The sequence below is a fragment of the Myroides fluvii genome (assembly GCF_009792295.1).
GTDB classification, from domain to species: Bacteria; Bacteroidota; Bacteroidia; order Flavobacteriales; family Flavobacteriaceae; genus Flavobacterium; species Flavobacterium fluvii_A.
Window position 1 is genome coordinate 1,693,913 of the sequence record NZ_CP039934.1, and the last position, 24,300, is coordinate 1,718,212.

19 protein-coding genes and 1 pseudogene are annotated in these 24,300 nt (G+C 37.1%); 16 read left to right on the top strand and 4 right to left on the bottom strand.

The genetic code is table 11. The annotated features are described in order from the left end of the window. Positions 1-6: 6 nt before the first annotated feature. Genes trmB through FBR08_RS07710 form a run of 3 tightly spaced genes read left to right on the top strand, consistent with a single transcriptional unit; the run spans position 7 to position 1,634 of the window. Complete coding sequence (gene trmB / locus FBR08_RS07700; protein ID WP_158962194.1) at positions 7-678, top strand: tRNA (guanosine(46)-N7)-methyltransferase TrmB; 672 nt, start codon at positions 7-9, stop codon at positions 676-678. Between the two features lie 3 nt (positions 679-681). After that, positions 682-1,305 carry an amino acid permease gene (locus FBR08_RS07705; protein WP_158962195.1) on the top strand — a complete coding sequence of 208 codons (624 nt, stop codon included), beginning with the start codon at positions 682-684 and terminating at the stop codon, positions 1,303-1,305. Next, positions 1,305-1,634 (top strand): MGMT family protein, encoded by a 330-nt coding sequence (locus FBR08_RS07710; RefSeq protein WP_158962196.1) that lies wholly within the window; start codon positions 1,305-1,307, stop codon positions 1,632-1,634. Before FBR08_RS07705 ends, FBR08_RS07710 begins: the two co-directional genes overlap by 1 nt. Position 1,635: 1 nt before the next feature. Here FBR08_RS07710 and FBR08_RS07715 read toward each other — a convergent pair whose 3' ends face one another. Both FBR08_RS07715 and FBR08_RS07720 read right to left on the bottom strand, forming a co-directional pair. Next, on the bottom strand, positions 1,636-2,961 hold the full coding sequence (locus FBR08_RS07715; RefSeq protein ID WP_158962197.1) for a sensor histidine kinase: 1,326 nt from the start codon (positions 2,959-2,961) through the stop codon (positions 1,636-1,638). 12 nt (positions 2,962-2,973) lie between these two features. Next, positions 2,974-4,320, bottom strand: a complete 1,347-nt coding sequence (locus FBR08_RS07720) for a sigma-54-dependent transcriptional regulator (RefSeq protein WP_158962198.1) — start codon at positions 4,318-4,320, stop codon at positions 2,974-2,976. A 154-nt stretch (positions 4,321-4,474) separates the two neighbouring features. Here FBR08_RS07720 and FBR08_RS07725 point away from each other — a divergent pair, with 154 nt between their 5' ends. The 13 genes from FBR08_RS07725 (at position 4,475) to FBR08_RS07785 (ending at position 22,012) form a co-directional block, all read left to right on the top strand. Next, positions 4,475-5,716 (top strand): efflux RND transporter periplasmic adaptor subunit, encoded by a 1,242-nt coding sequence (locus tag FBR08_RS07725; protein ID WP_158962199.1) that lies wholly within the window; start codon positions 4,475-4,477, stop codon positions 5,714-5,716. 2 nt (positions 5,717-5,718) lie between these two features. Then, the gene (locus tag FBR08_RS07730; RefSeq protein WP_158962200.1) at positions 5,719-6,423 is read left to right on the top strand and encodes an ABC transporter ATP-binding protein; all 705 of its coding nucleotides are present in this window, start codon (positions 5,719-5,721) and stop codon (positions 6,421-6,423) included. Between the two features lie 12 nt (positions 6,424-6,435). After that, the gene (locus FBR08_RS07735; protein ID WP_158962201.1) at positions 6,436-7,191 is read left to right on the top strand and encodes a GIN domain-containing protein; all 756 of its coding nucleotides are present in this window, start codon (positions 6,436-6,438) and stop codon (positions 7,189-7,191) included. Between the two features lie 45 nt (positions 7,192-7,236). Further along, positions 7,237-9,582: an ABC transporter permease gene (locus tag FBR08_RS07740; protein WP_233266286.1), complete on the top strand. Its 2,346-nt coding sequence runs from the start codon at positions 7,237-7,239 to the stop codon at positions 9,580-9,582. A gap of 2 nt (positions 9,583-9,584) precedes the next feature. After that, on the top strand, positions 9,585-12,002 hold the full coding sequence (locus FBR08_RS07745; protein ID WP_158962203.1) for an ABC transporter permease: 2,418 nt from the start codon (positions 9,585-9,587) through the stop codon (positions 12,000-12,002). 21 nt (positions 12,003-12,023) lie between these two features. Next, complete coding sequence (locus FBR08_RS07750; protein WP_158962204.1) at positions 12,024-14,432, top strand: ABC transporter permease; 2,409 nt, start codon at positions 12,024-12,026, stop codon at positions 14,430-14,432. Between the two features lie 30 nt (positions 14,433-14,462). Further along, the gene (locus tag FBR08_RS07755; protein WP_158962205.1) at positions 14,463-15,272 is read left to right on the top strand and encodes a GIN domain-containing protein; all 810 of its coding nucleotides are present in this window, start codon (positions 14,463-14,465) and stop codon (positions 15,270-15,272) included. 10 nt (positions 15,273-15,282) lie between these two features. Next, on the top strand, positions 15,283-17,709 hold the full coding sequence (locus FBR08_RS07760) for an ABC transporter permease (RefSeq protein WP_158962206.1): 2,427 nt from the start codon (positions 15,283-15,285) through the stop codon (positions 17,707-17,709). Next, a complete protein-coding gene (locus FBR08_RS07765; protein WP_158962207.1) occupies positions 17,702-18,997 on the top strand; it encodes a TolC family protein in 1,296 nt (431 codons plus the stop codon). Before FBR08_RS07760 ends, FBR08_RS07765 begins: the two co-directional genes overlap by 8 nt. Before the next feature lie 117 nt (positions 18,998-19,114). Continuing rightward, complete coding sequence (locus FBR08_RS07770) at positions 19,115-20,245, top strand: Mrp/NBP35 family ATP-binding protein (RefSeq protein WP_158962208.1); 1,131 nt, start codon at positions 19,115-19,117, stop codon at positions 20,243-20,245. A 22-nt stretch (positions 20,246-20,267) separates the two neighbouring features. Further along, a complete protein-coding gene (locus tag FBR08_RS07775) occupies positions 20,268-20,507 on the top strand; it encodes a NifU family protein (RefSeq protein ID WP_002987908.1) in 240 nt (79 codons plus the stop codon). A gap of 111 nt (positions 20,508-20,618) precedes the next feature. Next, positions 20,619-21,671, top strand: a complete 1,053-nt coding sequence (locus tag FBR08_RS07780) for an NAD(P)/FAD-dependent oxidoreductase (RefSeq protein WP_158962209.1) — start codon at positions 20,619-20,621, stop codon at positions 21,669-21,671. A gap of 2 nt (positions 21,672-21,673) precedes the next feature. Then, positions 21,674-22,012 carry a 2Fe-2S iron-sulfur cluster-binding family protein gene (locus FBR08_RS07785; RefSeq protein ID WP_158962210.1) on the top strand — a complete coding sequence of 113 codons (339 nt, stop codon included), beginning with the start codon at positions 21,674-21,676 and terminating at the stop codon, positions 22,010-22,012. Positions 22,013-22,083: 71 nt separating this feature from the next. Here the strand turns inward: FBR08_RS07785 and FBR08_RS07790 are convergent, their stop codons facing one another. Next, positions 22,084-22,776: a DedA family protein gene (locus FBR08_RS07790; protein ID WP_158962211.1), complete on the bottom strand. Its 693-nt coding sequence runs from the start codon at positions 22,774-22,776 to the stop codon at positions 22,084-22,086. A gap of 31 nt (positions 22,777-22,807) precedes the next feature. Next, a pseudogene (locus tag FBR08_RS07795) lies at positions 22,808-23,985 on the bottom strand (dicarboxylate/amino acid:cation symporter). Positions 23,986-24,300: the final 315 nt, after the last annotated feature.

A 24,300-nucleotide genomic window follows, 5' to 3' on the forward strand; every position in this document is an offset into this window, starting at 1 on the left:
AACCCTGTGGGAAGTAAAAACAAGTTAAAGCGATTTAGAGAAAACGAAACTTTCGGTAATGTTTTCCAACCATCAAGAGAAGAAGTGATGGTTAATTTGCCTCAAAAAGGCAAATGGGCGTCGGAAGTATTTAAAAACAATAACCCTATTGTTTTGGAATTAGGCTGTGGAAAAGGAGAATATACGGTAGAGTTAGCACGTCGTTTTCCCAATGCGAACTTCATTGGTATCGATATCAAAGGAGCTCGTTTTTGGAGAGGAGCTAAAACGGCTGTAGAAGAGGGATTAACGAATGTGGCTTTCTTGCGTACCCAGATTGAGTTGATTGAATTTGCTTTTGAAAAAGGGGAAGTAAGCGAAATCTGGATTACATTCCCAGATCCACAGATTAAATACAAACGCACCAAACATAGATTGACGAATACGGAGTTTTTACAACGTTATAAAAGCATCTTAACCGATGATGGAATAGTAAACCTAAAAACGGATAGTGAATTTATGCACGGATATACGTTGGGCTTGTTACATGGAGAAGGACACGAAGTAATTTACGCCAATCACCACGTATACAAAAACGAAGGAGCACCTTCAGTTGTCACTGAAATCCAAACGTTTTATGAATCCCAATATTTAGAACAAAATAAAGCCATTACTTATATTCAATTCAGAATTAAATAAAGGATGGATCATTACTTTATATTATTATTTTTAGGCTTCTTAGCAGCAGTGATAGGCGTTTCTCTTCCGGGGTTATTGAATATGACTGCTGTTAAAGTAGCACAAGAAAGAGGAAAAAAAGCATCTATCTTATATATAACAGGGGCTTTATCCGTTATTTTTATCCAAACCTATGTCGCAATTTTCTTTGCGAAACTGATCGATTCTAGTCCATTTATTACTGAAATTCTACACGAAATAGGCTTGGTCATTTTTGGATCGTTGACGATATATTTTTTGGGATTTGCCAAGCGAAAAAAGAAAGAGGAAAATACGGAAGTTAAACGCTTAAAGAACCCTTATGTATACGGTGCTTTATTGGCTTTAATTAACGTGTTCTCTATTCCATACTACGTTTTTCTTAGCGTAACGTTAGCTTCTTATGCTTATCCTATTTTTGAATGGATTTATACGATTATCTTTTCGATTGGCGTAGTAATCGGTTCGGGCTTGATGTTTTACGCGTATATTTCTATTTTTAGAAAAGTGGCCAATGAAAATGCCTTTCTTTTGAGAAACATAAACTATGTAATAGGATCTATCACAGGGATTATCTGTTTGATTACGCTATACAAATTACTGCGTTAATGGCTGATTCAACCCATTTCTTTGAACGGGTGTACGAGGTGGTTCGCGAGATTCCCTACGGAAGAGTGACAACCTATGGTGCTATTGCCAAAGCAATTGGAGCGCCTCGCTCTGCGCGTATGGTTGGCTATGCGATGAATGCCTCTCATTTTGATGATTCTGTCCCCGCACATCGCGTCGTAAATCGCTTGGGGATGCTCAGTGGAAAACATCATTTTGACGGGACCAATCTAATGCAACAACTCTTAGAAAGTGAAGGCGTTGTCATAGACAACAATCAAGTACAAGATTTTAAAGCACTGCTCTGGATTCCACCCGTAGAATTGTAACTTAACCTAAAGGGAAATTGATACTGAAATACGTCAAGGCCTCTTTTCTGTTGAAGGTCAAATAACCCTTGTGCATTTCCACAATGTTCTTGGATAGTGGCAAACCAATACCTGCTCCATCTTCTCGAGTAGTATAAAAGGGGATAAAAATTTTGGGCTTTATTTCTTCAGGAATGCCTTTTCCATTGTCGATGATATCAATCCACAAGCGATTATTGCGCTCATATACGTGTACTTGAATCATTTTTTCCTCTTGATTTTTTACCGCATAAATGGCATTGGTCAATACATTGATGAATACTTGTTCCATTTGTTTGGAATCCCAATATTGAGAAACTTGTGTTTCGATTGTCTTGTGTAAATTAATGTTGTATTGTTGACAAATTGGCTTGAGAATAGCCATGCTATTCGCAATGATTTCAGCGCTGTTTACCCAGGTTTTCTGCGGACTTGGCAACATGGTTAGTTTGCGGTAATTATCGATGAAATGACGCAAGTGATCCGTTCTATTGGCAATCGTTTGAATACTCAACTTCAGGTCATCCATATCATCCGCTGTTAATGAGGTTTCTTCTTCTAGGATGCCCAAGGTATTATGGGCTAAGGAATGTATAGGTGTCAAGGAGTTCATAATCTCATGGGAGATTACTTTCATCAAATTTTCCCACGTATCTTTTTCTTTCTTATCCAATACCTTTTGGATGGAATCCAGAAGGACAATATAAAACTCCTGATTTTGACTTGTAGTGATAGAAGTTTGTAAGATAAACGTTTGTTTTTCTTCTCCTTCAATGCGCATGTCTAAAGAGGTCTTTGATTCTTTAAATTCTAAATGCTCGAGATATTGGGTTAAGTTGGGAAGTAAACGCGATAGATTCTGCCATGATTTTACTTTGGGAATATCAAATAGTTTAGCAAAATAGTCGTTGATTAAGAAAATATTCCATTCTTTTTCTCCTCGTTCAAATATCACAATGCCCGTTTCTAAGTTGTTGAGAATGTTGAGGTATACCAATTCCTTTATCTCATTTTGCTCTTGTTCGTGTTGTAGTTTTTGATAGAGTTGTTGTAAATTATGAAAGGTCTCATTGGTTTGTTTTTTGTTAGATTTCAAGGAAAAGTCATTGTAAATCATAGCTAAAACTAAGCGATCAATAATGCCGTAATATTTTCGTTGAAAGGAATATAATTCAATCAAACAGCCAATAATAACGAGTATCCCAATAAAAAAAGTATAGGTATACGCCTGTAAAAACAACCAAACGGCAATCAAAGATAAACCGATGATGGTCAGGATACGCACAAAAACTTTGAGGTGAAACGACATATTGGGAGGTTGTTAGTTTTTAATATTATACTTCTCGAGTCTTCGATATAAAGCTGCACGGGATAATCCCAGTTCGTCTGCTGTCTGACTGATATTGCCATTGCATTTTTCCAGTGTTCGAATAATGGTCGTTCGCTCCATATCTTGAAGCGTAGCATCGTCAGGGGAAGTTTCCTTAATTGCAGCAGCGGAGATTCCAAAGTCGTGCAAGTTTAATTCCTCAGCATCCGTTAAAATTAGCGCACGTTCTACGCGGTTTTGCATTTCGCGTATATTTCCTCTCCACTCATAGTTACAGAGTGCGTCTAGTGTATGTTTTTGAATCTTTGGGCTGGTAGCTTGATATTTAGTTGCATATTGTTGCATAAAGAAATCGAGTAAAGCAGGAATATCTTCTTTGCGTTCTCTTAGGGCAGGTAGAGGTAGCACTACGGTATTGATGCGGTAGTATAGATCTTCTCGAAATTCTTTTTGTGCTACTTCTGTTTCAATATCGGCATTGGTAGCGGTGATAATGCGCACATCAACAGGACGGGGCTGTGATTCTCCAAGGCGAATGACAGATTTGGACTGTATCACCTGCAGTAGTTTCGCCTGTAGATGTAAGGGAACATTGCCGATTTCATCTAAAAAGATCGTTCCTCCATGAGCGGATTCAAAGCGACCTGCGGTATCTTGTTTTGCATCCGTAAAAGCACCCTTGGCATAACCAAACAATTCACTCTCGAACAGATTAGCATTGAGGGATCCCAAATCTACATGAACAAAAGGTTGATGTTTGCGATTTGAGTTTTGGTGAATGTATTCGGCTAAAACATATTTTCCCGTTCCATTTTCTCCTAATATCAAGGTGTTTACCTCGGTTTGAGCCACGCGTTGAGCCATGTGATAGGTCTTCTGAATCGCGGGTGAAGTCCCCACAAAATAGGTTGGAGTGTCTGATGTTACCGAGGGCTCTTGTTCTTTTTTGCGTCGTTGTTGTACCGCTTTTTTGACAATATCAATTAAATGATCGTTGTCCCACGGTTTTAAAATATAGTCAATCGCTCCTAGTTTTATTCCTTCGACAGCCGTTTCTACATGTCCATATGAAGTCATAAGGATAATTTGCGCCTGTGGGTAGTTCGTCCTAACTTCCTTAAACCAAAAAATACCCTCTTTTCCATCTTCAAAACCCACGCGATAATTCATATCTAAAATAATAACATCCACCTCCGTTTCTTGTAGAATTTCAAAGATCTTTTTGGGGTTATTATTGGTTAAAACAGATTCGAAATGGCGTTTCAAAAGCAGCTTAGCGGCGATTAAAACTTCCGTATTGTCATCTAAAACGAGGATGGTAGCATTTGTCTTTCTCATGTCGAAGGGCTGTGTAATTTAAAACCGAACATTTGAGTGTTCATTATCGAACACCTTAAAAATGATTGTATATTTATCTGGTTGAATTATAGGTGTTTAGGGCTCTATTCTTTCTTGGCATATTTTTGTTGTTATTCTTGTAAATCAGCGTGCTATGGATAGAGTTCTACCTCGTAAAAATAGAAAAAAACAAAAGATTTTGCTAATTATTGGTGGAGTGCTTCTTTTAGGGCTCACTTCGTATTTTACTTTTTTTCAAGATATCGCTCTGAAGGTGTCAAAAAAAGAAATCCGAGTGACGCAAGTGAAAGAAGGTTTTTTTGAAGAGTATATCTCTTTTCAGGGGAAAGTAGAGCCGTTACAATCCTTGTTAATCAATATTACGGAAGGCGGAGCTGTAAGTGAAATCTTTGTGGAAAATGGCAATGTCATCCAAAAAGGGGATCCCTTGGTTTTGTTACACAATCCGAGTTCAGAATTGGCCTATATGTCACAAGAATCATCTCTTATTGAGCAAATGAATAATTTGAATGTCAATCTGATGAATATACGCAACCAAGAAATTGGCTTGATGAAAGATCTGATCAGCATTGAATATGAATATAAAAACGCGGAACTACAATATACGCTAAACAAGAAATTATTTGATCAAGAGATTTTATCTTTGAATGAGTGGAATCAGACGGCTGAAAGCTTTTCTTACCAAAAAAAGAGAAAGGTATTGATGGAGCAAAGTGTGGAAAAAGAAAAGCAGTCTAACCAAGTACAAGTGCGCCAAATCAATCAATCGATTGCTGTAATGCAACGCAGCTTGGAAAAATTGAAAGAAAACAAGCAGAACTTCTTGTTAAAAGCGCCAATTTCAGGCAGATTGTCTTCGTTTGAGCCCATGCTGGGAAAAATGTATAACGGAGGAGAGAGCATCGGAAAGATTGACGTTTTAGAAGGGTATAAATTAGTGGCTAATGTCGATGAATTTTATCTGGATCGCGTAGTTGTTGGTCAAAAAGGACAGGTTGATTTCAAGGGACAATTGGTGTCCGTTGAGGTGGTTAAAGTGCTACCTGAAATTATCAATGGGCGATTTGAAGTGCAGTTGAACTTTAGGAGTGAAACGGAATTAAAACTACAAGAGGGAAACAGTATGGGAATTAAGTTATTTCTCTCTGGAAAAGAAAAGCGTTTGTTGTTGACAAAGGGAAGCTTTTTTACGGATACCAAAGGAGAATGGGTGTATGTGCTAAAAGGAGATAAAACAGAAAGGCGCAACATTGAACTTGGACGGGAAAATCCTGCTTATTATGAAGTGATTTCCGGGTTATCCGCCGGAGAACAGGTTATTATATCAAGTTATAAAGATTATTTAAGAGTGAATTATTTACAGCTAAAAGAGTAGTTATGGTTATAGCAATTAAACAATTGTCTCGTGTTTTTCAAACGGAAGAAGTAGAGACAACCGCTTTAAATGAGGTGTCTTTAGAAGTGAAAAACGGAGAGTTTATTTCGGTAATGGGACCATCAGGGTGCGGAAAATCGACCCTATTGAATATTATAGGACTTTTGGATGACGCCACTTCGGGGAGCTATCGCTTATTGGAGAAGGAAATGGTGGGATTAACGGAAAATCAACGTGCCTTAATTCGAAAAGAGAATATCGGGTTTATTTTTCAAAATTTCAATTTAATTGACGAGTTGTCTGTGTATGACAATATTGAATTGCCTTTGATTTACAACAAAGTTCCCAGTAGTGAACGCAAGAAAAGAGTGATGGAACTTGCAGAGCGATTAAATATTGTTCATCGCCTAAAACACTATCCACAACAACTTTCGGGAGGTCAACAACAACGTGTGGCCGTTGGTCGAGCGTTAATTAATAATCCAAAGATTATCCTGGCCGATGAGCCAACGGGAAACTTGGATAGTAAGAATGGAGCAGAAGTAATGGAATTGTTGACGGAATTACATCAACAAGGAGCCACCATTATTATGGTAACGCACTCTCATCATGATGCTTCGTATTCGGAGCGAACTATTTTGATGAAGGATGGTATGATTTTATCTGAAAAAATCAATACTAAGATTGTCGATGTATTTACCGTTTAATACAAAAAAAATATGATACGTTTTTTCTTGAGTTTAGTTTTTATGTTGTTTAGTTTTTTGATGCAAGGGCAGGCAAAACAAACACATACAATTACAGGTAATGTGACCAAATTAGTGGCGTCTATGCCCATAGAGGTTTCTGTAGATGTGACCTCAGAATCTAATGTCGTTCGCGTAGAGGGAGCTCAAGATGATATTGAGAAGATTGACGTGAGACAGGTGGGTAGCGTACTTTATATTGATATGAGTACGAAAAAAGGCAAGAAGAATATAGTTTACAAGAACAGAGCGAAAGTGTTTATCGCGCAGGCTAAGATTGTAGATTACGAGGTGAGTACCACGGCCCGTGTACAAATTAAAGGACGTGTTCAAGGTAATCAGGTAACGATAAAGGCAGATGCGGCAGCTACGTTAAAGGGAGATTTTACTGCGACTAGTGTAACAATCCATTTGGATTCAGCGTCTAAATATGAAGGAGATATTACAGCAAAAAATATCAAAGTAAGTTTGGATAGTGCTGCTCATGTAACAGTTACGGGTGATACTGAAAACTTGACAATTAACGTTGATAGTGCGGCTAAGTTTGATGGAAAAAGCCTCAAAGCCAAGTTTGTCAAAGTGGAAGCAGATTCAATGGGAAAGGCGGAGGTTTATCCCATCGAGAGTTTAAATGCTTACGCGGATTCGATGGGGAAAGTCATTTATTATAATACCCCTAAAGAATTGAAAAAATATACGGATTCGATGGGGTCAGTAAAATCGAATTAATCCTTTGTTATGCTGTATAGTTGGTTTAATACATTTGTGAAAAACATGCAAAAGTCCTTTTTGTTCTTCTGTTGGACAATTTTAGGCTTGGCCATTGGCATTGCGTGTTTGTTACTGTCTCTATTTTTCTTGCAAGATGAATGGAGTTACAACAAATGGATTTCAAATGTCGATCAACTGCATGAGGTCAATGTTACGGTCGGAGAGGATGCGAATGCCATAGTCGTTCCTGCAGCGATAGGACCTTATTTAGTGCAACAACAGCAAATAGACAATTATTGTTACTACGCGTTGGACTATATTGACTTCTATGCAGAAAGTAAATACCACCAAGCAGTAGTCAGTAAAATACTAAATACACAACCTACTTTTTTTGACTTCTTTACTTTTGAATTTGTACATGGAAATGGAGCCGATGTGGCCGAAAATCCGATGCATATTGCTATTTCTGAGAAAGTCGCTCAACGTTTTTTTCCACATCAAAATCCCATTGGTCAAACCTTGTCCTTGGCACATAGCCCTTACCAAGTAGCTGGGGTGTATAAACTGGATAAAAAGGCAACCATTATGCCGGATGTTGTTCTGATGAACATCGAGTGGAATGAGGAGGTTGAACCTTCCTTATGGCAAGAAAATGGGGGTGGACTATTAGTCAAAGTAAAAGAAAAAACGCCGATTCAAACCATCGAGTCAAATTTAGTGGCTTTGGTCGAAAATAACCAAGATCAAGTTTTGGATACACAAGAACAGGTGGGGCAATACAACGTTTTTTTATCTCCTTTAAGGGAAGGGCGTTTTATTTCTAAACAAACAGCGTTGTTAGAAGGACGGACTAAATTAGAAACACTCAATTTGTTAGTCGGTTGCTCTATTTTAATCTTTTTATTAGCTGTGCTGAATTATATTAACCTGAATCAAGCGGGAATATTGTCGCGTTTGAAGGAGTTTCAGGTACGTAGTATGCTTGGAAGTACAAAAGGACAATTGCTGTTGCAAATCGGTTTTGAGACGTTGCTAAATGCCCTGATCGCATTGGGAATTGCCCTCGTGCTGATCGAATTTAGTATGCCCGTTTACAATCGCTTTTTACACCAATCGATTGCTATTAAACACAGCGTACTCTGGAGCGGCATTGTCTTCGTAATTTGTAGTGTTGTGCTTATGGCTGGAGGGATTCTTTCCCTGTATGCTACTCGACTTGTTCGTCAGTTGTATCAAGGCAAAGTATACAAAAAGCGAAACAAAGGCTTGCGATTGAGAAAAGGAAGTTTATTTGTGCAAATGACCATTGCCTTTTTCTTTGTTGTAGGAGGATGGATTATTGCGAAACAAGTGCATTTCATGGAAGAAAAAGATCGCGGTTTTGAAGGGGATCGCGTGGTTCAGGTTAAGTTATTCACCCAACAAATACGCCGTAAGTTATATCGTAACGACAAGTTAATACAAGAAATACGCAAGATCGAAGGAATTAAAAATGTAGCCTTGGCGACCATTGCCTACGAGGATAAATCAATAAAAAACAAATATACTGCCTATTATGGGATGCAAAAGATTCCAGATTTTGTAATGGAAGGAATCGATGATGAGTATATTGATATGGTGGGGTTTGAAAAGATAGCCTATCGTCCGATTGAGGTAGATAGCCTACCAAAAGTTTGGATTAATGAACAATTTGTCGCTCAAATGGGCGTGACTGCAGAGGAGGCTTTAGGAAATGTGATTTCCTATGATCGAAATACCTATTTGATTGAGGGAGTTATTAAAAATTATTTTAGCAATGGCTTTGAAGAAGCTGTACAACCCTTGCTGCTCTTTCAATGGAAGGATATTGAGTTTTTACCTTATGGCTTAAATTATTTATCTGTGCAACTCGATGAGAAAGCAAATGCACAGGAAACACTGGAGCGTTTGCACGCCTTTTGGATTGTCAATATCGATTACGAATATCCTTTTTATTATCAAACAATATCCAATCAGTTCAAAGCCAATTATCAGCATGTTGAATCTCAAAAACACATGTTTTTGATTTGGAGTATAGCAGTAGTTTTTATGGCTTTGTTTGGACTTTATGCCAACTTATCACTGCACGTGGAACAAAAACAAAAAGAAATCATCATTCGCAAAATGTTGGGAGCACGTACGCATGAACTCTTCTTTTTGATTGGTAAACCTTTCTTTGTTTCGGTTATTTTAGCCTGTTTGATGGCTGTATATCCTGTATATTGGGTAATGGATACCTGGTTACATAAGTTTAAGTATAAGTATGAAATTGAAGGACTTCCCTTCGTTTTTTCTTTTTTATTGTTGATGGGACTCGTGTGCTTCATCATCTGGAGAAAAATGAGAATTGCTACAAAAATCAACTTTATTAAGCACATTAAATACGAATAGTTATGTTACAAAATTGGTTGAAAGTATATGCTTATCATTGGTTAAAAAATAAAATTTATTTTATGTTGACTGTCTTGGGGTTGGCCTTTGGTTTATCCCTCCTCACCTTGGCTGTGATTAGCTATCAAGAGGAACACGCCTATAACCAATCGAATCCCGATAAGGATAGGATTTTTATGGTGTTGAATCGTCACGAGGATTTTACATCGATCAACCAACCTTTTCCCTTGGGAAAAACACTGAAAGAGAACTATTCCTTTATTGAAGATTTTACGTATTATACGGGCTATGACGAGATTGTAATAGAAAAGGACAACATAGCCTATCCCCTTACCAAGGTGCTGCCAGCCCAAAGTAATTTCTTTGATTTTTTTCCTTATTCGTTTGTCTATGGATCTGCACAAACGGCTTTTCCAGATCAACGAAGCCTTGTTTTAGAAGAACAAAAAGCCATTGCGATTTTTGGACGAGGGGTAAACCCCTTGGGGAAAGAAGTATATGTGAATGACGAGTGGATGGTGATAACGGGTGTTTTTACCTTAGGTAATCACAAGAGCAGCTTTATGCCCGAGGCAATTATAGCGGTAATGGACCAAATGATTGCAACAAGAACGAATTGGCAGGATCGTTTTTTTGGGGTATTACTCAAAACAGACAAACCCGATCAGGCATTGGATGCTATTCACGCAACATTAGAGGAACATTACTATAAACCAGAAGCTAAAAGGTACGGAATAAGTGTTGAAGAATTGAAGCAAAAAGACATGCTCAATGATCCTATATTCTTGAAAGATTTAGCTACGGTTCGCTTAAGTCCCTATGGGAAACAGACACCAGAAAGCAGTGGAAATCTCAACATGATTTATATTTTTTGGGGATTGACGCTTGTTATTTTTGCTTTGGCCGTGGTCAATTTTATCAATTTTTCCATCACTCAGTTTTTATCGAGAGCCAAAGAAATGGGCATGAGACGGATATTTGGAGGAAGTAGGTTCTATATCGTGTGGCAGATTGCATTTGAAACAACGCTAACTTTGAGTATAGCACTGGGGGTTAGTATCTTTTTTATGGGAGTGATGTTGCCTTATCTCAACCTCATGATAGATACACAAATAGAGCTATCTATCACCATGGTGAGCGTTTGTTTTCTAGTGTTATTGATTAGTATCGCTCTACTGACCGGTGGAATCATCGCATTGTATGTAACAAGACAAAAGGTAACTACAATTTTGAAAGGCAATTTCTTGTCTACGCAAAAGGGATCGATACTCAAAACGATATTCTTAATCCTCCAGCTTACCATCGCTTGCTTTTTCGTTAGCAGTACCTTTATTTTTAATGAACAAGTGTACTATATGCTCAATAAAGATTTAGGCTTTAAAGGCGATCAAGTCATCAGCTTTAGCTTGAACGAAGCATTGAGATGGGAGAACAATGACCTGCTTTTGGAAAAGTATGAAACTTTTAAAAAAGAAGTAGAGCAACTTCCAGGTGTGGAAGGAGTATCTGCATCCGATCAAGTTTTTGGACGTGGTGGTTCAGCTTTAACTACAGGTAGTATGGAGGATAAAGATTTCATTTATACTGTGGTACAAGTGGACTATAACTATTTTGATCTTTTTCAAATCCCCTTAGTTCAAGGACGGGATTACAATTCGCTCTATGCGTCAGATTCCATCCAACATATTGTGGTGAATGAAACTTTTGTTCGTGAGGTTGGAATAACAAATCCCTTAGGAAAAACATTGCGTACAGCCAATAGCTCCTATAACGTCATTGGAGTAATCCAAGACTATAACTCCATGAATTTAGAAGATAAAGTGAGCCCAACGGTATATTTTTATATGAAAGGGATAGACCATAAGATGGGGAGTATTGAAAAAGTATATGTCAAAATTAAACAAGAGGAACCTATTGAACAAACCATCAAAGCAATTGAAGCGAAATGGAAGAAATTTACCCTTGATCGCGATTTGACTTTTAACTATGAATTTGTAGATCGACAGTTTGCTCAATCATTTGAGCAAGTGCTACTCGAGCGAAAAGTATTTAATGTTTTGAGTATTGGAGTCGTTTTTGTGGCCTTGTTTGGCTTATTTGCCATCGCTTCTTTTGTGATACAAAGCAAATTAAAAGCAATAGCCATTCAGAAGGTACTAGGAGCGAATTCTTTCCACCTCCTAAAAAAGCTAATGCTTCACTATGTGTATTACGGGGTGATTAGTTTTTTACTTGCTATTATTCCAAGTTACTACTTGCTAGAAAGCTGGTTGAGTGGTTATGCCTATCGCATCGAGATTGAATGGATGACCTATTTTCTGAGTTTGATTGTGATTTTGTGTTTGACTCTACTTATTGTTTGGTATAAAGCGCGTAAAGCGGTTACTATAGATGTATTACACTACATCAAATACGAATAATAGCGTATAAAATAAAATAGCATGCTAAAAAATTGGTTAAAAATATATGGGGCACATCAGATTAAGAATAAAGTGTATTTTATTCTGACCCTCCTTGGCTTAGCTATTGGGCTTTGGGGCGTGTTATTGGCGTATTTGTACTATAAAGAAGAAGTGCGTTACGATCAATGGAATCCGTATAAAGACGAAGTATTCTTGGTTAATACCGATTTAAGCGATAGAGATGTATGGACGTATGCTCCGTATGCATTTGGTTCAAGACTACCAGATTTGGGAGTGAAAGACCATATGTATCTTCCCAATTATAGTTCTGGTTACTTTGAAATCGATGGCGAAAAACGCTTTTTTACTAAAGGTCTTTTGGTTCAATCTAACTTTTTTGAATTTTTTCCTTTTGAGATAGTACAAGGTAACAATGTATTAGATGAACCGAATAGTATCGTTGTTTTAGATACGTATGCTGAATCTTTATTTGGAGAAAATGTTATCGGTAAGAGCGTCCGTTATAAAGGGGAATGGTTTGTTGTTAAAGGTGTGTATTCTTTTGGAGGAAAACAGAGCTCTATTGCACCAACGGTTCTTTTTTCAGGGATGGAAAAAAACGTGGTGAATAATGAAGATAATTGGGGCGATTATAATGCAACCCTATATCTAAAACCAACAGACCCAAATCAAATTGATCGGATAGGAAGAGGAATGAAGCAATTACTCTATGATAATTTATACACTCGATTAGCACAGGAAAAAGGAAAAACAGTTGAAGCATACCTGAAAGAAAGTGGTGATTTTATAGAAAGTTTTCGATTATTTCCTTTGTCAGGACAGCACATGATAACAGATGCTAGGGCTAATGGCACATTGGAGCGATCGGTTGATATGTCTCGTTTTTATATTGTAATAGGATTAGCTGTTTCCATTTTATTTCTATCTGTTGTAAATTATGTGAACTTGTCTCTCGTTCAAAGTTTGAAAAGAAATAAAGAAATAGTGGTGCAATTGATTATAGGAGGATCCTATTTTACAGTTTTTAAACAACTGTTTTTGGAAAGTGTATTGACCCTCTTTTTTGCTAGTATTTTGAGTTGTGTATTTGTTGAATTTACTCTGCCTACTATTCGCGTATTTTTACACTCAAACATGACCTTTATTCTAGTAGATTGTCTCGCTTTTTTGTTCTTATTTATAATCAGCATAGCCTTATCTGTATCTGGAATATTGTACTTTATTATTCGGAGAATATCGATTTTCACTCTTCTTAGAGGACAATTAGTGCTAAAAGCCACTTCTTTCGGGGTACGGGATCTGATGATGATTCTTCAATTTGTTATTGCTAGTTTTTTTATTGTAAGTACGATGATCGTTTACCAACAAGTCCATTATATGTTAGATAAGGAGTTGGGATTTAGTCAAGAAGAAATACTAGTGCTTCCTTTTTTAACCAATGAAGTAGAAGGAAATAAGGTTCGATTGTATGACGTTTATAAAAAAGAGTTATCCGCTATTCCTGGTGTGCAACAAGTGGCTGGCATTTCTTTTCGCATAGGAGAGGGAGGTTATAATTCCACTTCTTTATCCTATAATGGTGTTTCTCTACAGGTCGCTAATGTTGCCATGGATGTGGAATTTTTATCCTTGTTGAAAATTAAAATAGTGGAAGGAAGGGGATTTCAATCCGAATTAGCTTCAGATACCCTTTCAACTATTTTAATCAGTAAAAAATTTAAAGAAAAAGTAGGAGATGAAGATTTAGTCGGCAAACAAGTTATTTGGAATGGAACGCCTTTTGCGGTTGTTGGTATTGTTGATAATTATCACGCAAAAGGGCTTACAACCGATTATTTACCGATTGTCTATTTTAGGAATGAAACCATTCCTTGGTTAGTGGAACAAGAACAAGAAATCTATTTGCGTTTTGATCCCGCTCAAATAGATCAGGTATTGGCAGATGTGGAAAAGATATATAAAAAACGGAATGTCTCGGCATATCCTTTTTCTTATGAGTTCTTAGATAAGCGTTTTGAGAAAAATTTTATAGACAGTATCCAAGAACGCAATATTCTGTTGGTTTTAAGTGTACTCGCTGTTTTTATTGCTTTATTCGGGTTATATAGTCTGGTTTCTTTTAACTTGACCAATCAGTATAAAGAAATTGCAATCCGTAAAGTACTAGGTGCTTCAAATATAGAACAAATGAAACAGCTATCTAGACAGTATTTTTTCATAGTGGTTATAGGGTTTGGTTTGGCCATTTTTCCTAGTTACTATTTTATGAATGCCTGGCTAAGTAACTATGTTTTTCGAATTCATTTGGATTGGATGAACTTTTTACTTGCTTTTTTAGTTTTGATGCTACTCACTTTTGTTACCGTTCTCATTAAGGTGCATCAAGCATTACAAGTAAAAGTGTTGAAGTATATCAAACACGAGTAAGAATAATAATTGAAATAAAAATAATAGAAGATGAAAAAATTGGTATTAATCTTCCTCTTGACAGGAAGCGTTGTGTTTGCACAAAAACAAGAAAAAAGAACTGTGGCAGATTTTGCTGCTATACAGGTTTCTCAAAGTATTCAATTGGATTTTACCTACGGAGGGACTAAATCCGTTGCGGTACAAGTTCAGGACGAAAAAGACATGCAATATGTAAAAACAGAGGTGAAAAACGGTGTTTTACAAGTGTTTATCGATACGCCTAAGGGCACGTTTAATTATCGAACGGGGAGTGTACAAGTTCAAGTTAGTAACCCAACTTTAACTGCCGCTTATATTTCGTCTTCTGCACGATTAAATGTGCAAAATAAAATGGTGGTAAAGGATTTTAAAGTAGCAGCGAGTAGTTCTGGAACGTTTACAGGAAACTTAATACAAACAGATAACCTAGATGTTGCAGCAAGTTCTTCCGCTAAAATTGAAGGAAAATTCGAAGTTGCAAATAACACGGCAATTGACGTGAGTTCTTCGGCTAAAGTAGACTTGGACTTGAAGGGAAACAAAGTAGATATGGCAGCGAGTAGTTCTGCTAAAATTGAAGTAGAAGGAACAGCAAAAACGGTTGTCGCTAAAGTTTCAAGTTCGGCTAAGATTGATGGAAAAGAGTTAGCAATAAAAACACTGGATGGAAAAGCGAGTTCGTCGGGAATGATGAGTTTTAATGTCGCTGATGAGGTAAGAGGAAAAGCGAGTTCTTCAGGAAAAATTGCCATTTACGGAACTGCAACCTTGGTGGATGTGAAAAAATCATCTGGTGGTAAAATTGAAAAAGTAAAATAGTAGCTTAAGTATGGTTTCTAATTGGTTTAAGTTATATCTCTGGCATTTTAAAAAGAATGCCTTATTTTCAGTTCTTAATATTTTAGGACTTTCGATGGGAATGGCCGCCCTACTAATTGTGCTGATTTTTTGGAAGAATGAACATAGCTTTGATCAATGTAATCCATACAAAGACCGGGTATATGAAGTAGAAGGAACAACTGATTCTTATTTCAAGAATTGGTTTCCCGCACCCGTTGCCAACCAATTAGATAAAATGCCAGATATCATAGAAGCCTATAACTTTAGTTTTACTTCCAATGATATGCTGAGTATTGTTATAGACGGAAAAAAAGATTTCTTGTATGCTATTGAAGAGAAGCAAGCTAATTTTTTTGATTTCTTTCCTTTTACAACTATTTATGGAAGTGCGGAAGAATATAAACAGCACTATAAAGATGCTTTGGCATTGGACAAAGAACAAGCAGAACGTTTGTTTGGTCAAGGGGTTAATCCGATAGGAAGGCTCGTTGAATTAGAAAACGGCCAACTCGTTACAGTTCGTTTTGTCTATGAAATTCCAGGAAATAGCTCCGTGATCTTTAAAGGAATGACATCCTATCTGACTGAAAATCAAATTGAATATAATCGAGGAGACAATTGGGGAGATCACAATTATACGCTTTTGATTAAGTTAAAAGAAGGAGTAGCAATCGAAAAAGTACAAGAGCGAATCCGAGATGTGATGTATGAAGAAATTTTTCAATTTTATGCGCAAGAAGGAGGAATCTCAATTGCAGAATTGAAAGAGCAATATAAAGAAAAAATGGTCTTGCATTTCAATGTGCTCGATGAGGTACATTTGAATCCATTATCAGGGGGATTAAGTGCAGGACCAACAGCTGGGAAGATGGTGAATATTATGCTGTTTTCCGCTGTGCTATTATTGGTTTTAGCGTTGGTTAATGCTATTAATCTATCCCTTGTGAACAGTTTTAAACGAGCGAAGGAAATTGGAATTCGAACAGCAGTTGGTAGTACAAAATATCAACTTTTTAAACAAAGCATGTTTGAGGCCGCTCTAACAACGGGTATTGCTTTCGGAATAGCATTGCTACTTGTAGAAGGGGGAATGCCTTATTTTTCTATCTTGGTAGATCGCGCGCTTACTACTAATCCAATGCACTTATTTGGTCCGGTATTGCTCCTGTTGGTTGGGGTTTGCCTGCTAGTAGGAGGATTACCAAGTTTATTTATTCTGTCTTTTGATGCCATAAAAACATTAAAAGGAAATTTTATCCGAGGGAAAGCAGGAATCCGTTTGCGTAATGTTTTACTAATCTTTCAATTTGTTATCGCTTTTTTCTTCTTATCAACCGCCATTTTTGTTCAGAAGCAAGTAAACCATATGTTACAAGAAGATTTGGGGTTTAACGGGGATCAGGTGGTCAATATTCGCTTTCGAATTAAAGACACCAATCAACGAAATCGAATTTATCAACAAGTGGAAGCAGATGTAAAAAAGATACCTGGAGTAAAAGCTGTAGTGAATCACTCCATGCGAATTGGCAAGGGGTATTCTAGTGCTTCAAGTAACAACATAGGAGATGTTTCTATGCAGAGTAACAATGTGCCCGTTGGCTATGATTTCCTACAAGTGTTTGATGCACAATTACTAGAAGGACGATTTTTTGACCGCACGCTTGCATCAGATAGTATTAATAAAATTGTCGTTAATGAAACCTATAAACGCAACTTTAATTTTTCAGAGGGTATTATAGGAAAAAAAATGCGATGGAATGGAAGAGAATTTGAAATTATTGGCGTTGTTCAAGATTTAAAAATAGAAGGTTTCTCCCAAAATACAAACCCTGCCACGTACTTTATGCCTAATTCAGTGGATTGGTTCACGGGTTTAATGTCAAACATCGCAGTAAAGATAGAATCGAAGAACGCACAACAAACAATTGATGCGTTGGAAGTTTTTTGGACCAAGCGAATCGATGCTACATATCCAATGGAGTTTCAATTTGCTAGTGAGGACTTTGCAGCAAGCTATCAAAAAACCTTACATCAGCGTAATCTATTTTTGTGCTTGATGGGAGTATCGATGTTTATTGCTTTATTTGGATTGATGGCTATTGTTTCCTTTAGTATTGAAAGTAGGTTGAAGGAAATTGCCATTCGAAAAATATTGGGAGCCAATGTAAAAGCATTGGTGCTGAAATTATCGATGCGCTTTTTAGTGTATTGCACCTTGGGTTTCGTTCTTTCTATCTATCCCGTTTACTATTTGATTCAGGTGTGGTTAGAAGACTTCGTCTATCGCATTGATTTGTCTTTTTTTCCTTTTTTCCTCGCTTTTTTTGGTCTAACACTATTTTCTATGCTGTTAGTTTTATGGAAATCCATTAAAGCAACGCGTATAAATACATTGAAATATATAAACTATGAATAAGAGCATTGGGTTACTTGTAGGGTTGTTGTGTACTTCGTTTATTTTTGCTCAAGAAAAATGGACCTTACTCCATTGTATGCAGTTAGCAGAAGAAAATAGTTATGAACTTATGATTGCCCAACTCGAAAAACAAGTGGTTGAAGTGCAACAACAAAGTGTAGCTTCTTATTACTTGCCTCAAGTTGGAATCAACACTTCTCAAAGTTTTAATTATGGATCAGCAATCAATCCATCAACTAATGCGAGAGTAAGCTCTAATATTCAGTCCTTACAAACAGCTGTTGATGCGTCTATTCGCTTATTTGATTGGTCTGATTATGTGGATCGTCAAATGAAAAAACACAATACGTCTTATGCAGCGTTACAAGAAGAAGAAGTGAAATACTATTATCAACAACGGGTGCTAGACCTGTTTTTTAAGATTATTGGAACCCAAGAATACCATAAACTTCAAGCGTTGCAGTTGAATAACAGTCAGTTGAATCTAGATCGAGTGGCGAAAGAAGTAGAAGCGGGGGCTAAGCCTATCAGTGATCAATATGATATTGAATATATTTTTAACAATGAACAATTGAGAATACAAGAAACGCTAAATGAATTGCAAAATCAAAAATTGCAACTTTTGCAAATGTTAGATGTTGACAAAGGAGAATTAGCCTCTTTTGAGCTGGTCTTTGAGCGGGAATTTGTTGGATTTAATTCGGATTATGAGTTCAATCCCATACTTGAAAAAGCGCGTTTGTATCAAGCAATTTTAGAAACAGAACAACGGTCGATTAGAGCTAAAAATTATCCGAGAATTACAGGGAATTATCAATGGGGAACCTTTTACTCCAAACCCTTTAATACGAGCTTGGATTGGGATGTAGCTTCCTTCTCTAGACAGTTCGCAGACAATAAAAGTCACTATGTTGGGATTGGGGTAAGTATTCCGCTTTTTCAGGGAGGAATTGTAACGAGACAATTGCGAAAAAACAAAGCGGAAAGGCAGTTGAATACGTGGAAAATCAGAGAAAAAGAACGGGCAGTTGCAAAAGAGCAGGAGCGCTTAGTACAAGAAATTAATCAGGTTGAAAACTTGAATGATGGATTGAAAAACAGCATCGATTTAGCCCAAAAATCCTTTCATACTACACAGGTGAAATACGAGAATGGCAAGGCCGATATATTCTCATTTAATGCAGCGAAAAATCAGCTACTACATGCAGAATTTGCCTTAATTCAAAACGAAATAAAACGCGTTTTTTTGAGTAAAAAAACAACTTTAAATTACGCAAATCACCTATAATATCAAGTAGGCGAGGGATTTGCATTTAGAATATATTAACATCAAAATTTCAAATATAACTGCTATATTTGCGTAAGTCAAGATTTATAGTAAAATATTGAAAACTAATCGCATATAATGAAATTAGATAGAAAAGATATTCTGAAGGCTTTAGAGACTATCTCTATTGCTGGAGAAGGGAAAAATATGGTTGAAAGTGGGGCAGTTAACAACGTAATGACCTTTGGAGATGAGGTGGTTGTTGATTTGGTATTATCAACCCCTGCTTTGCACATCAAGAAAAGAGCCGAAGTAGATGTGATGAAAGTGATACACGAACAAGTGTATGAAAAAGCAAAAGTAAAAGTAAATATAAAAGTAGAAGCACCAGAAAAGCCAGAAATAAAAGGAAAAGCAATTCCCGGTATCAAAAATATCGTTGCGATTTCTTCTGGAAAAGGAGGAGTTGGAAAGTCTACAGTTACAGCAAACATTGCGGCGAGTTTAGCTAATATGGGCTTTAGCGTAGGGGTATTAGATGCGGATATCTATGGGCCTTCGATGCCTATTATGTTCGATGTCGAAAATGCCAAACCAATTTCAGTTGAAGTAGATGGGCGTTCAAAAATGAAACCGATTACCTCATACGGAGTCGAGCTTTTATCGATTGGATTCTTTACCAAAGCAGATCAGGCCATCATTTGGAGAGGACCTATGGCTGCTAAAGCATTGAACCAAATGATTTTTGATGCAGATTGGGGCGAATTAGACTTCTTATTATTGGATTTACCTCCAGGAACAGGGGATATTCACTTGTCTATCATGCAATCGTTACCCGTAACAGGTGCCGTTGTGGTATCTACTCCTCAAGCAGTTGCACTTGCAGATGCGAAAAAAGGAGTTTCAATGTTCAATTCAGAAAGCATCAATGTACCTGTATTGGGTATTGTTGAAAACATGGCGTACTTCACGCCAGAAGAATTGCCAAATAACAAGTACTACATCTTTGGAGAAAATGGAGCAAAGAACTTGGCTGCAGACTTACAAGTGCCGTTCTTAGGAGAAGTTCCTATCGTTCAAAGTATTAGAGAGGCAGGAGACTTTGGTCGTCCGGCAGCTTTACAGAAAGATACAATTGTAGCGAAAGTATTCGAAGAAATCACCAGAAATGTAGTAGAACAGGTTGTAATGCGCAACGATTCATTGCCCCCTACCGAGGCAATCAAAATTACCACTATGGCTGGATGTTCAGCGGTAGGAAAAAAATAAAACCATTTTACAGATTAAATATATGGCATCAGAAACTATCAGAGAAAACGTTATGAAGGCGTTAGACGAGATTCGCCCGTTTTTGCAAACCGATGGAGGAGATATTACATTAATTGATATAGTTGATGACAAACACGTGAAAGTTCGCTTAGAAGGTGCTTGTACAGCTTGCAGTGTGAATCAAATGACATTGAGTGCAGGGGTTGAAACTACAATTAAAAAATATGCACCCGAAATTGAGACGGTAGTTAATGTTGGATAAAAATAACAAGTCAACCCTTTGCTAAAGTGTAATATATCTTGTGCAAAGGGTTGACTTTTATCATTTTTAATAAACGTTACAAAGGATACCTTTGTATTAAAGAACTACATCATGATTGAAACCGATATAATTATTATTGGAGCTGGACCCACAGGTCTATTCGCTGTTTTTGAAGCGGGCTTATTAAAGCTTAAATGTCATTTAATTGACGGATTGCCTCAACCTGGAGGACAATTAACCGAGCTTTATCCGAAAAAGCCAATTTTCGATATCCCTGGATATCCATCCGTAGGAGCAGCAGAATTAGTCGATAATTTAATGGAGCAGATCAAGCAATTCCAACCGGGATTTACCCTGAATGAGGTTGCTGAAACGATTGAAAAACAAGAAGACGGTACGTTTATCGTTACTACCAATAAAGGGACAAAACACTGCGGAAAAGCCGTGGCTATTGCTGGAGGTTTAGGTTCGTTCGAACCGCGTAAACCAGATTTGGAAAACTTGGCATTTTACGAAGATAAAGGCGTTGAGTATTTCGTGAAAAAACCAGAAATGTTCGCAGGTAAAAAGATTGTTATTGCCGGTGGTGGTGACTCTGCTTTGGATTGGAGTATTTACTTAGCAGATATTGCTGCAGAAGTATTTTTAGTACATAGACGTAATGAATTCAGAGGAGCTTTAGATTCTGTAGAGAAAGTACAAGCACTAAAAAACCAAGGAAAAATTAATTTAGTAACACCCGCTGAAATTGTTGAACTGAAAGGGACAGCGAAATTAGAGGCTGTTGTAGTAGAACGCGAAGGACAGCGCGAAGAAGTTGCTTGTGATTACTTTATTCCTTTGTTTGGGTTAACTCCCAAGTTAGGTCCAATTGCAGATTGGGGATTGGAAATTGAGAAAAATGCGATTAAAGTGAATAACGCATTGGATTATCAAACCAATATTCCTGGAATTTATGCCATTGGGGATATTAATACGTATCCAGGAAAATTAAAGTTGATTTTATGTGGTTTTCACGAGGCAACTTTAATGTGTCAAAGTGTATATAATATGCTGAATCCCGGTAAGAAATATGTGTTGAAATACACGACAGTTTCTGGTATTAATGGATTTGATGGTACACGCAAAGAAGCGGAGAAAGCGGTTGTTAAATCAATTGAATAAGCATGTCAGCAGATATTAAAATTACAATTATTGATAGAGAAGGTGTAGAGCACGTAGTGGATGCGCCAACGGATATGAGTATGAATATCATGGAAGTGGTTCGTGCATACGAATTAGCACCAGAAGGTACTATTGGTATCTGTGGTGGAATGGCCATGTGTGCTTCTTGTCAGTGTTATGTACACAACGCGGATGAAGTGGCTGTGCCAGAAATGAATCCAGATGAAGAAGCTATGCTTTGGGAGGCACTAAATGTCAAAGACAATAGCCGTTTAGGTTGTCAGATTGGAATTACTCCAGAGCTTGAAGGGTTGATTGTTGAATTAGCTCCAGCTGAATAATCCAAAGAACGGTACAGATTCTTTTTAATCCATAAAAAAAAAGCGACGTTTTTACGTCGCTTTTTTGTTTTTTATTCTTCTACAACCGTATCGGTTTTCTTTCTTTTTGCCAATTTAATGATGATGGGTAAAGTAGTAGCTAATACTAAGAATAGTACGATATATTCAATATAGTCTTTTAGATTAATTTCGTAGCTTTCTAATAGCCAAACTTGTAGGTAGTGTCCTGCAAATATCAACGTTGTTGCCCATAAGAAGGAACTGATTACATTATAGATCATGAAGCGTTTGATGTCCATGCGAACAATGCCGGCAATGATAGGAGCAAAAGTTCGTACAACAGGTAAAAAACGAGCAAAGATAATCGCTCTTCCACCGTGTCTTTCAAAGAATACTTTTGATTCGTATAAGTATTTTTTCTTGTATATGAAATTGTCTTTTACGTTGTAGAGGTAATTGCCACTCTTGGCGCCAAACCAATAGCCAAAGGTATTACCGAGAATCCCCGCCAAGGCAACCAAGGTGGATAGTAGCGCTACATTTAAGAAGTCGCTTTCGATTTGAAATAATTCTTGCATTAGCGCCGTACTATAGATACCTGCTAAAAACAGTAAACTATCTCCTGGTAAAAAGAAACCAGCAAATAAACCTGTTTCGGCAAATACAATAAAAAGTACAACGTATATTCCAATAGAATGTCCCGCAATCTCTAAATTGATATAGAACTCAGGATTGATTAATTGTGAGATGTGAAATTCGTCCATAGTTTGTTTTTATTCTGTCTTATCGTGTTTTTTAATTCTCAGTAATGGGTGTGTTATCGTTGTTTTCAAATTTGTCAATAGAGGCTGTAGACAATGCATTTCCCAAAACATTAGTCATACTTCTTCCCATATCACAGAAGTGATCAATAGGCAAGATAAAGGCAATTCCTTCTGGGGGATATTAAACATTGCGCAAGTGGCTACAATAACAATTAACGAAGCACGAGGTACGCCTGCAACTCCTTTGCTGGTTACCATTAATACCAGAAGCATTAATATTTGATCACCGATTGTCATGGGTACATCGTAGATCTGTGCAATAAAAATACTAGCAAAGGTCAGATACATCATACTGCCATCTAAGTTGAAAGAATAACCCAACGGCAAGGTAAATGACACAATTTTTGGAGAACAACCGAATTTGTTTAATTGTTCGACTAGCTTTGGAAAAACAGCTTCGCTACTTGTGGTAGAGAAAGCAATCAACAAAGGCTCTTTAATGGCCTTTAGCAAGCGCCAAACATCTTTTCCTAGGATTAGGTATCCTACAAGGATTAAAACCGCCCAGAGCACCACTAAACCACAAACAAAGGCCAATAAGTATTTGGCGTAGGTTAAGAAAATGCTTAATCCATAAAGTGCAACAGCACTTGCAATGGCGCCTAAAACACCTAAGGGTGCCGTCCACATGATGTAAGTCACCATTTTTAATACTACTTCAGCAATGCGGTCAAATAGTTTGATGATTACCTTTCCTTTTTTGCCTATACTCGCTAAGGCAACTCCAAAAAAGACAGCAAAAACGACGATTTGAAGAATTTCATTATGCGCAAAAGCATCAAAAATACTTTTTGGAATTAAATGTTCAATGAAGGATTGAAGACTCAAAGCATTCGTTCTCGTTAATAAATCGTCTGCTGATGAGGTGTTTTCTAAATTGAAATTCGCATTAGCCCCTGGCTTAAACCAGTTGACTAAGATTAATCCAATCCCCAAGGATACCAATGAGGCTGTAATAAACCATCCCATCGCTTTTCCTCCCACTCGACCTACCATTTTCATATCGCCCATCTTGGCAATTCCCACTACAAGTGTACAGAAAACCAAAGGAGCTATAATCATTTGAACCAATCGAATAAAGACGGTCCCTAGTAATTTGATGTTTTGTGAAAAACCAGCAATGTATTCGGGAAGTACATAATGAATAATACTGCCGAAAATAACACCTAAAACTAAGGCAATGATGATAGCAATAAAAAGTTTATTGTTTTTCATAGGTAAAAAAATTTGTCCGTGAAAATAGTTATTATTTTTATAATAATTCTATGTTTTAGATAAAAATAACACTTCAAATTGTATTGCAAGGGTTGTGAATCTTGATGTTTTTTTTCGATTTGTTATATTTTATGTGGATAAAGTAGGTGAATGAACGGATTAAATTGTCATTTTATCTTTGTTTTGTATAGAGAACTTCTCCTGTTGTTTAACCGTTGAAGCGAGGGAAGTTTCTGTTTTAATCAAAAG

Bases quoted from the DNA above. Each gene is read 5' to 3' on its own strand.
- FBR08_RS07790 (WP_158962211.1), bottom strand. From the start codon at position 22,776: ATGGACGAATTTCACATCTCACAATTAATCAATCCTGAGTTCTATATC.
- FBR08_RS07750 (WP_158962204.1), top strand. From the start codon at position 12,024: ATGCTAAAAAATTGGTTAAAAATATATGGGGCACATCAGATTAAGAAT.
- FBR08_RS07705 (WP_158962195.1), top strand. From the start codon at position 682: ATGGATCATTACTTTATATTATTATTTTTAGGCTTCTTAGCAGCAGTG.
- FBR08_RS07760 (WP_158962206.1), top strand. From the start codon at position 15,283: ATGGTTTCTAATTGGTTTAAGTTATATCTCTGGCATTTTAAAAAGAAT.
- FBR08_RS07755 (WP_158962205.1), top strand. From the start codon at position 14,463: ATGAAAAAATTGGTATTAATCTTCCTCTTGACAGGAAGCGTTGTGTTT.
- FBR08_RS07730 (WP_158962200.1), top strand. From the start codon at position 5,719: ATGGTTATAGCAATTAAACAATTGTCTCGTGTTTTTCAAACGGAAGAA.
- FBR08_RS07710 (WP_158962196.1), top strand. From the start codon at position 1,305: ATGGCTGATTCAACCCATTTCTTTGAACGGGTGTACGAGGTGGTTCGC.
- FBR08_RS07720 (WP_158962198.1), bottom strand. From the start codon at position 4,320: ATGAGAAAGACAAATGCTACCATCCTCGTTTTAGATGACAATACGGAA.
- FBR08_RS07780 (WP_158962209.1), top strand. From the start codon at position 20,619: ATGATTGAAACCGATATAATTATTATTGGAGCTGGACCCACAGGTCTA.
- FBR08_RS07725 (WP_158962199.1), top strand. From the start codon at position 4,475: ATGGATAGAGTTCTACCTCGTAAAAATAGAAAAAAACAAAAGATTTTG.
- FBR08_RS07775 (WP_002987908.1), top strand. From the start codon at position 20,268: ATGGCATCAGAAACTATCAGAGAAAACGTTATGAAGGCGTTAGACGAG.
- FBR08_RS07770 (WP_158962208.1), top strand. From the start codon at position 19,115: ATGAAATTAGATAGAAAAGATATTCTGAAGGCTTTAGAGACTATCTCT.
- FBR08_RS07740 (WP_233266286.1), top strand. From the start codon at position 7,237: ATGCAAAAGTCCTTTTTGTTCTTCTGTTGGACAATTTTAGGCTTGGCC.
- FBR08_RS07715 (WP_158962197.1), bottom strand. From the start codon at position 2,961: ATGTCGTTTCACCTCAAAGTTTTTGTGCGTATCCTGACCATCATCGGT.
- FBR08_RS07745 (WP_158962203.1), top strand. From the start codon at position 9,585: ATGTTACAAAATTGGTTGAAAGTATATGCTTATCATTGGTTAAAAAAT.
- FBR08_RS07785 (WP_158962210.1), top strand. From the start codon at position 21,674: ATGTCAGCAGATATTAAAATTACAATTATTGATAGAGAAGGTGTAGAG.
- FBR08_RS07765 (WP_158962207.1), top strand. From the start codon at position 17,702: ATGAATAAGAGCATTGGGTTACTTGTAGGGTTGTTGTGTACTTCGTTT.
- FBR08_RS07735 (WP_158962201.1), top strand. From the start codon at position 6,436: ATGATACGTTTTTTCTTGAGTTTAGTTTTTATGTTGTTTAGTTTTTTG.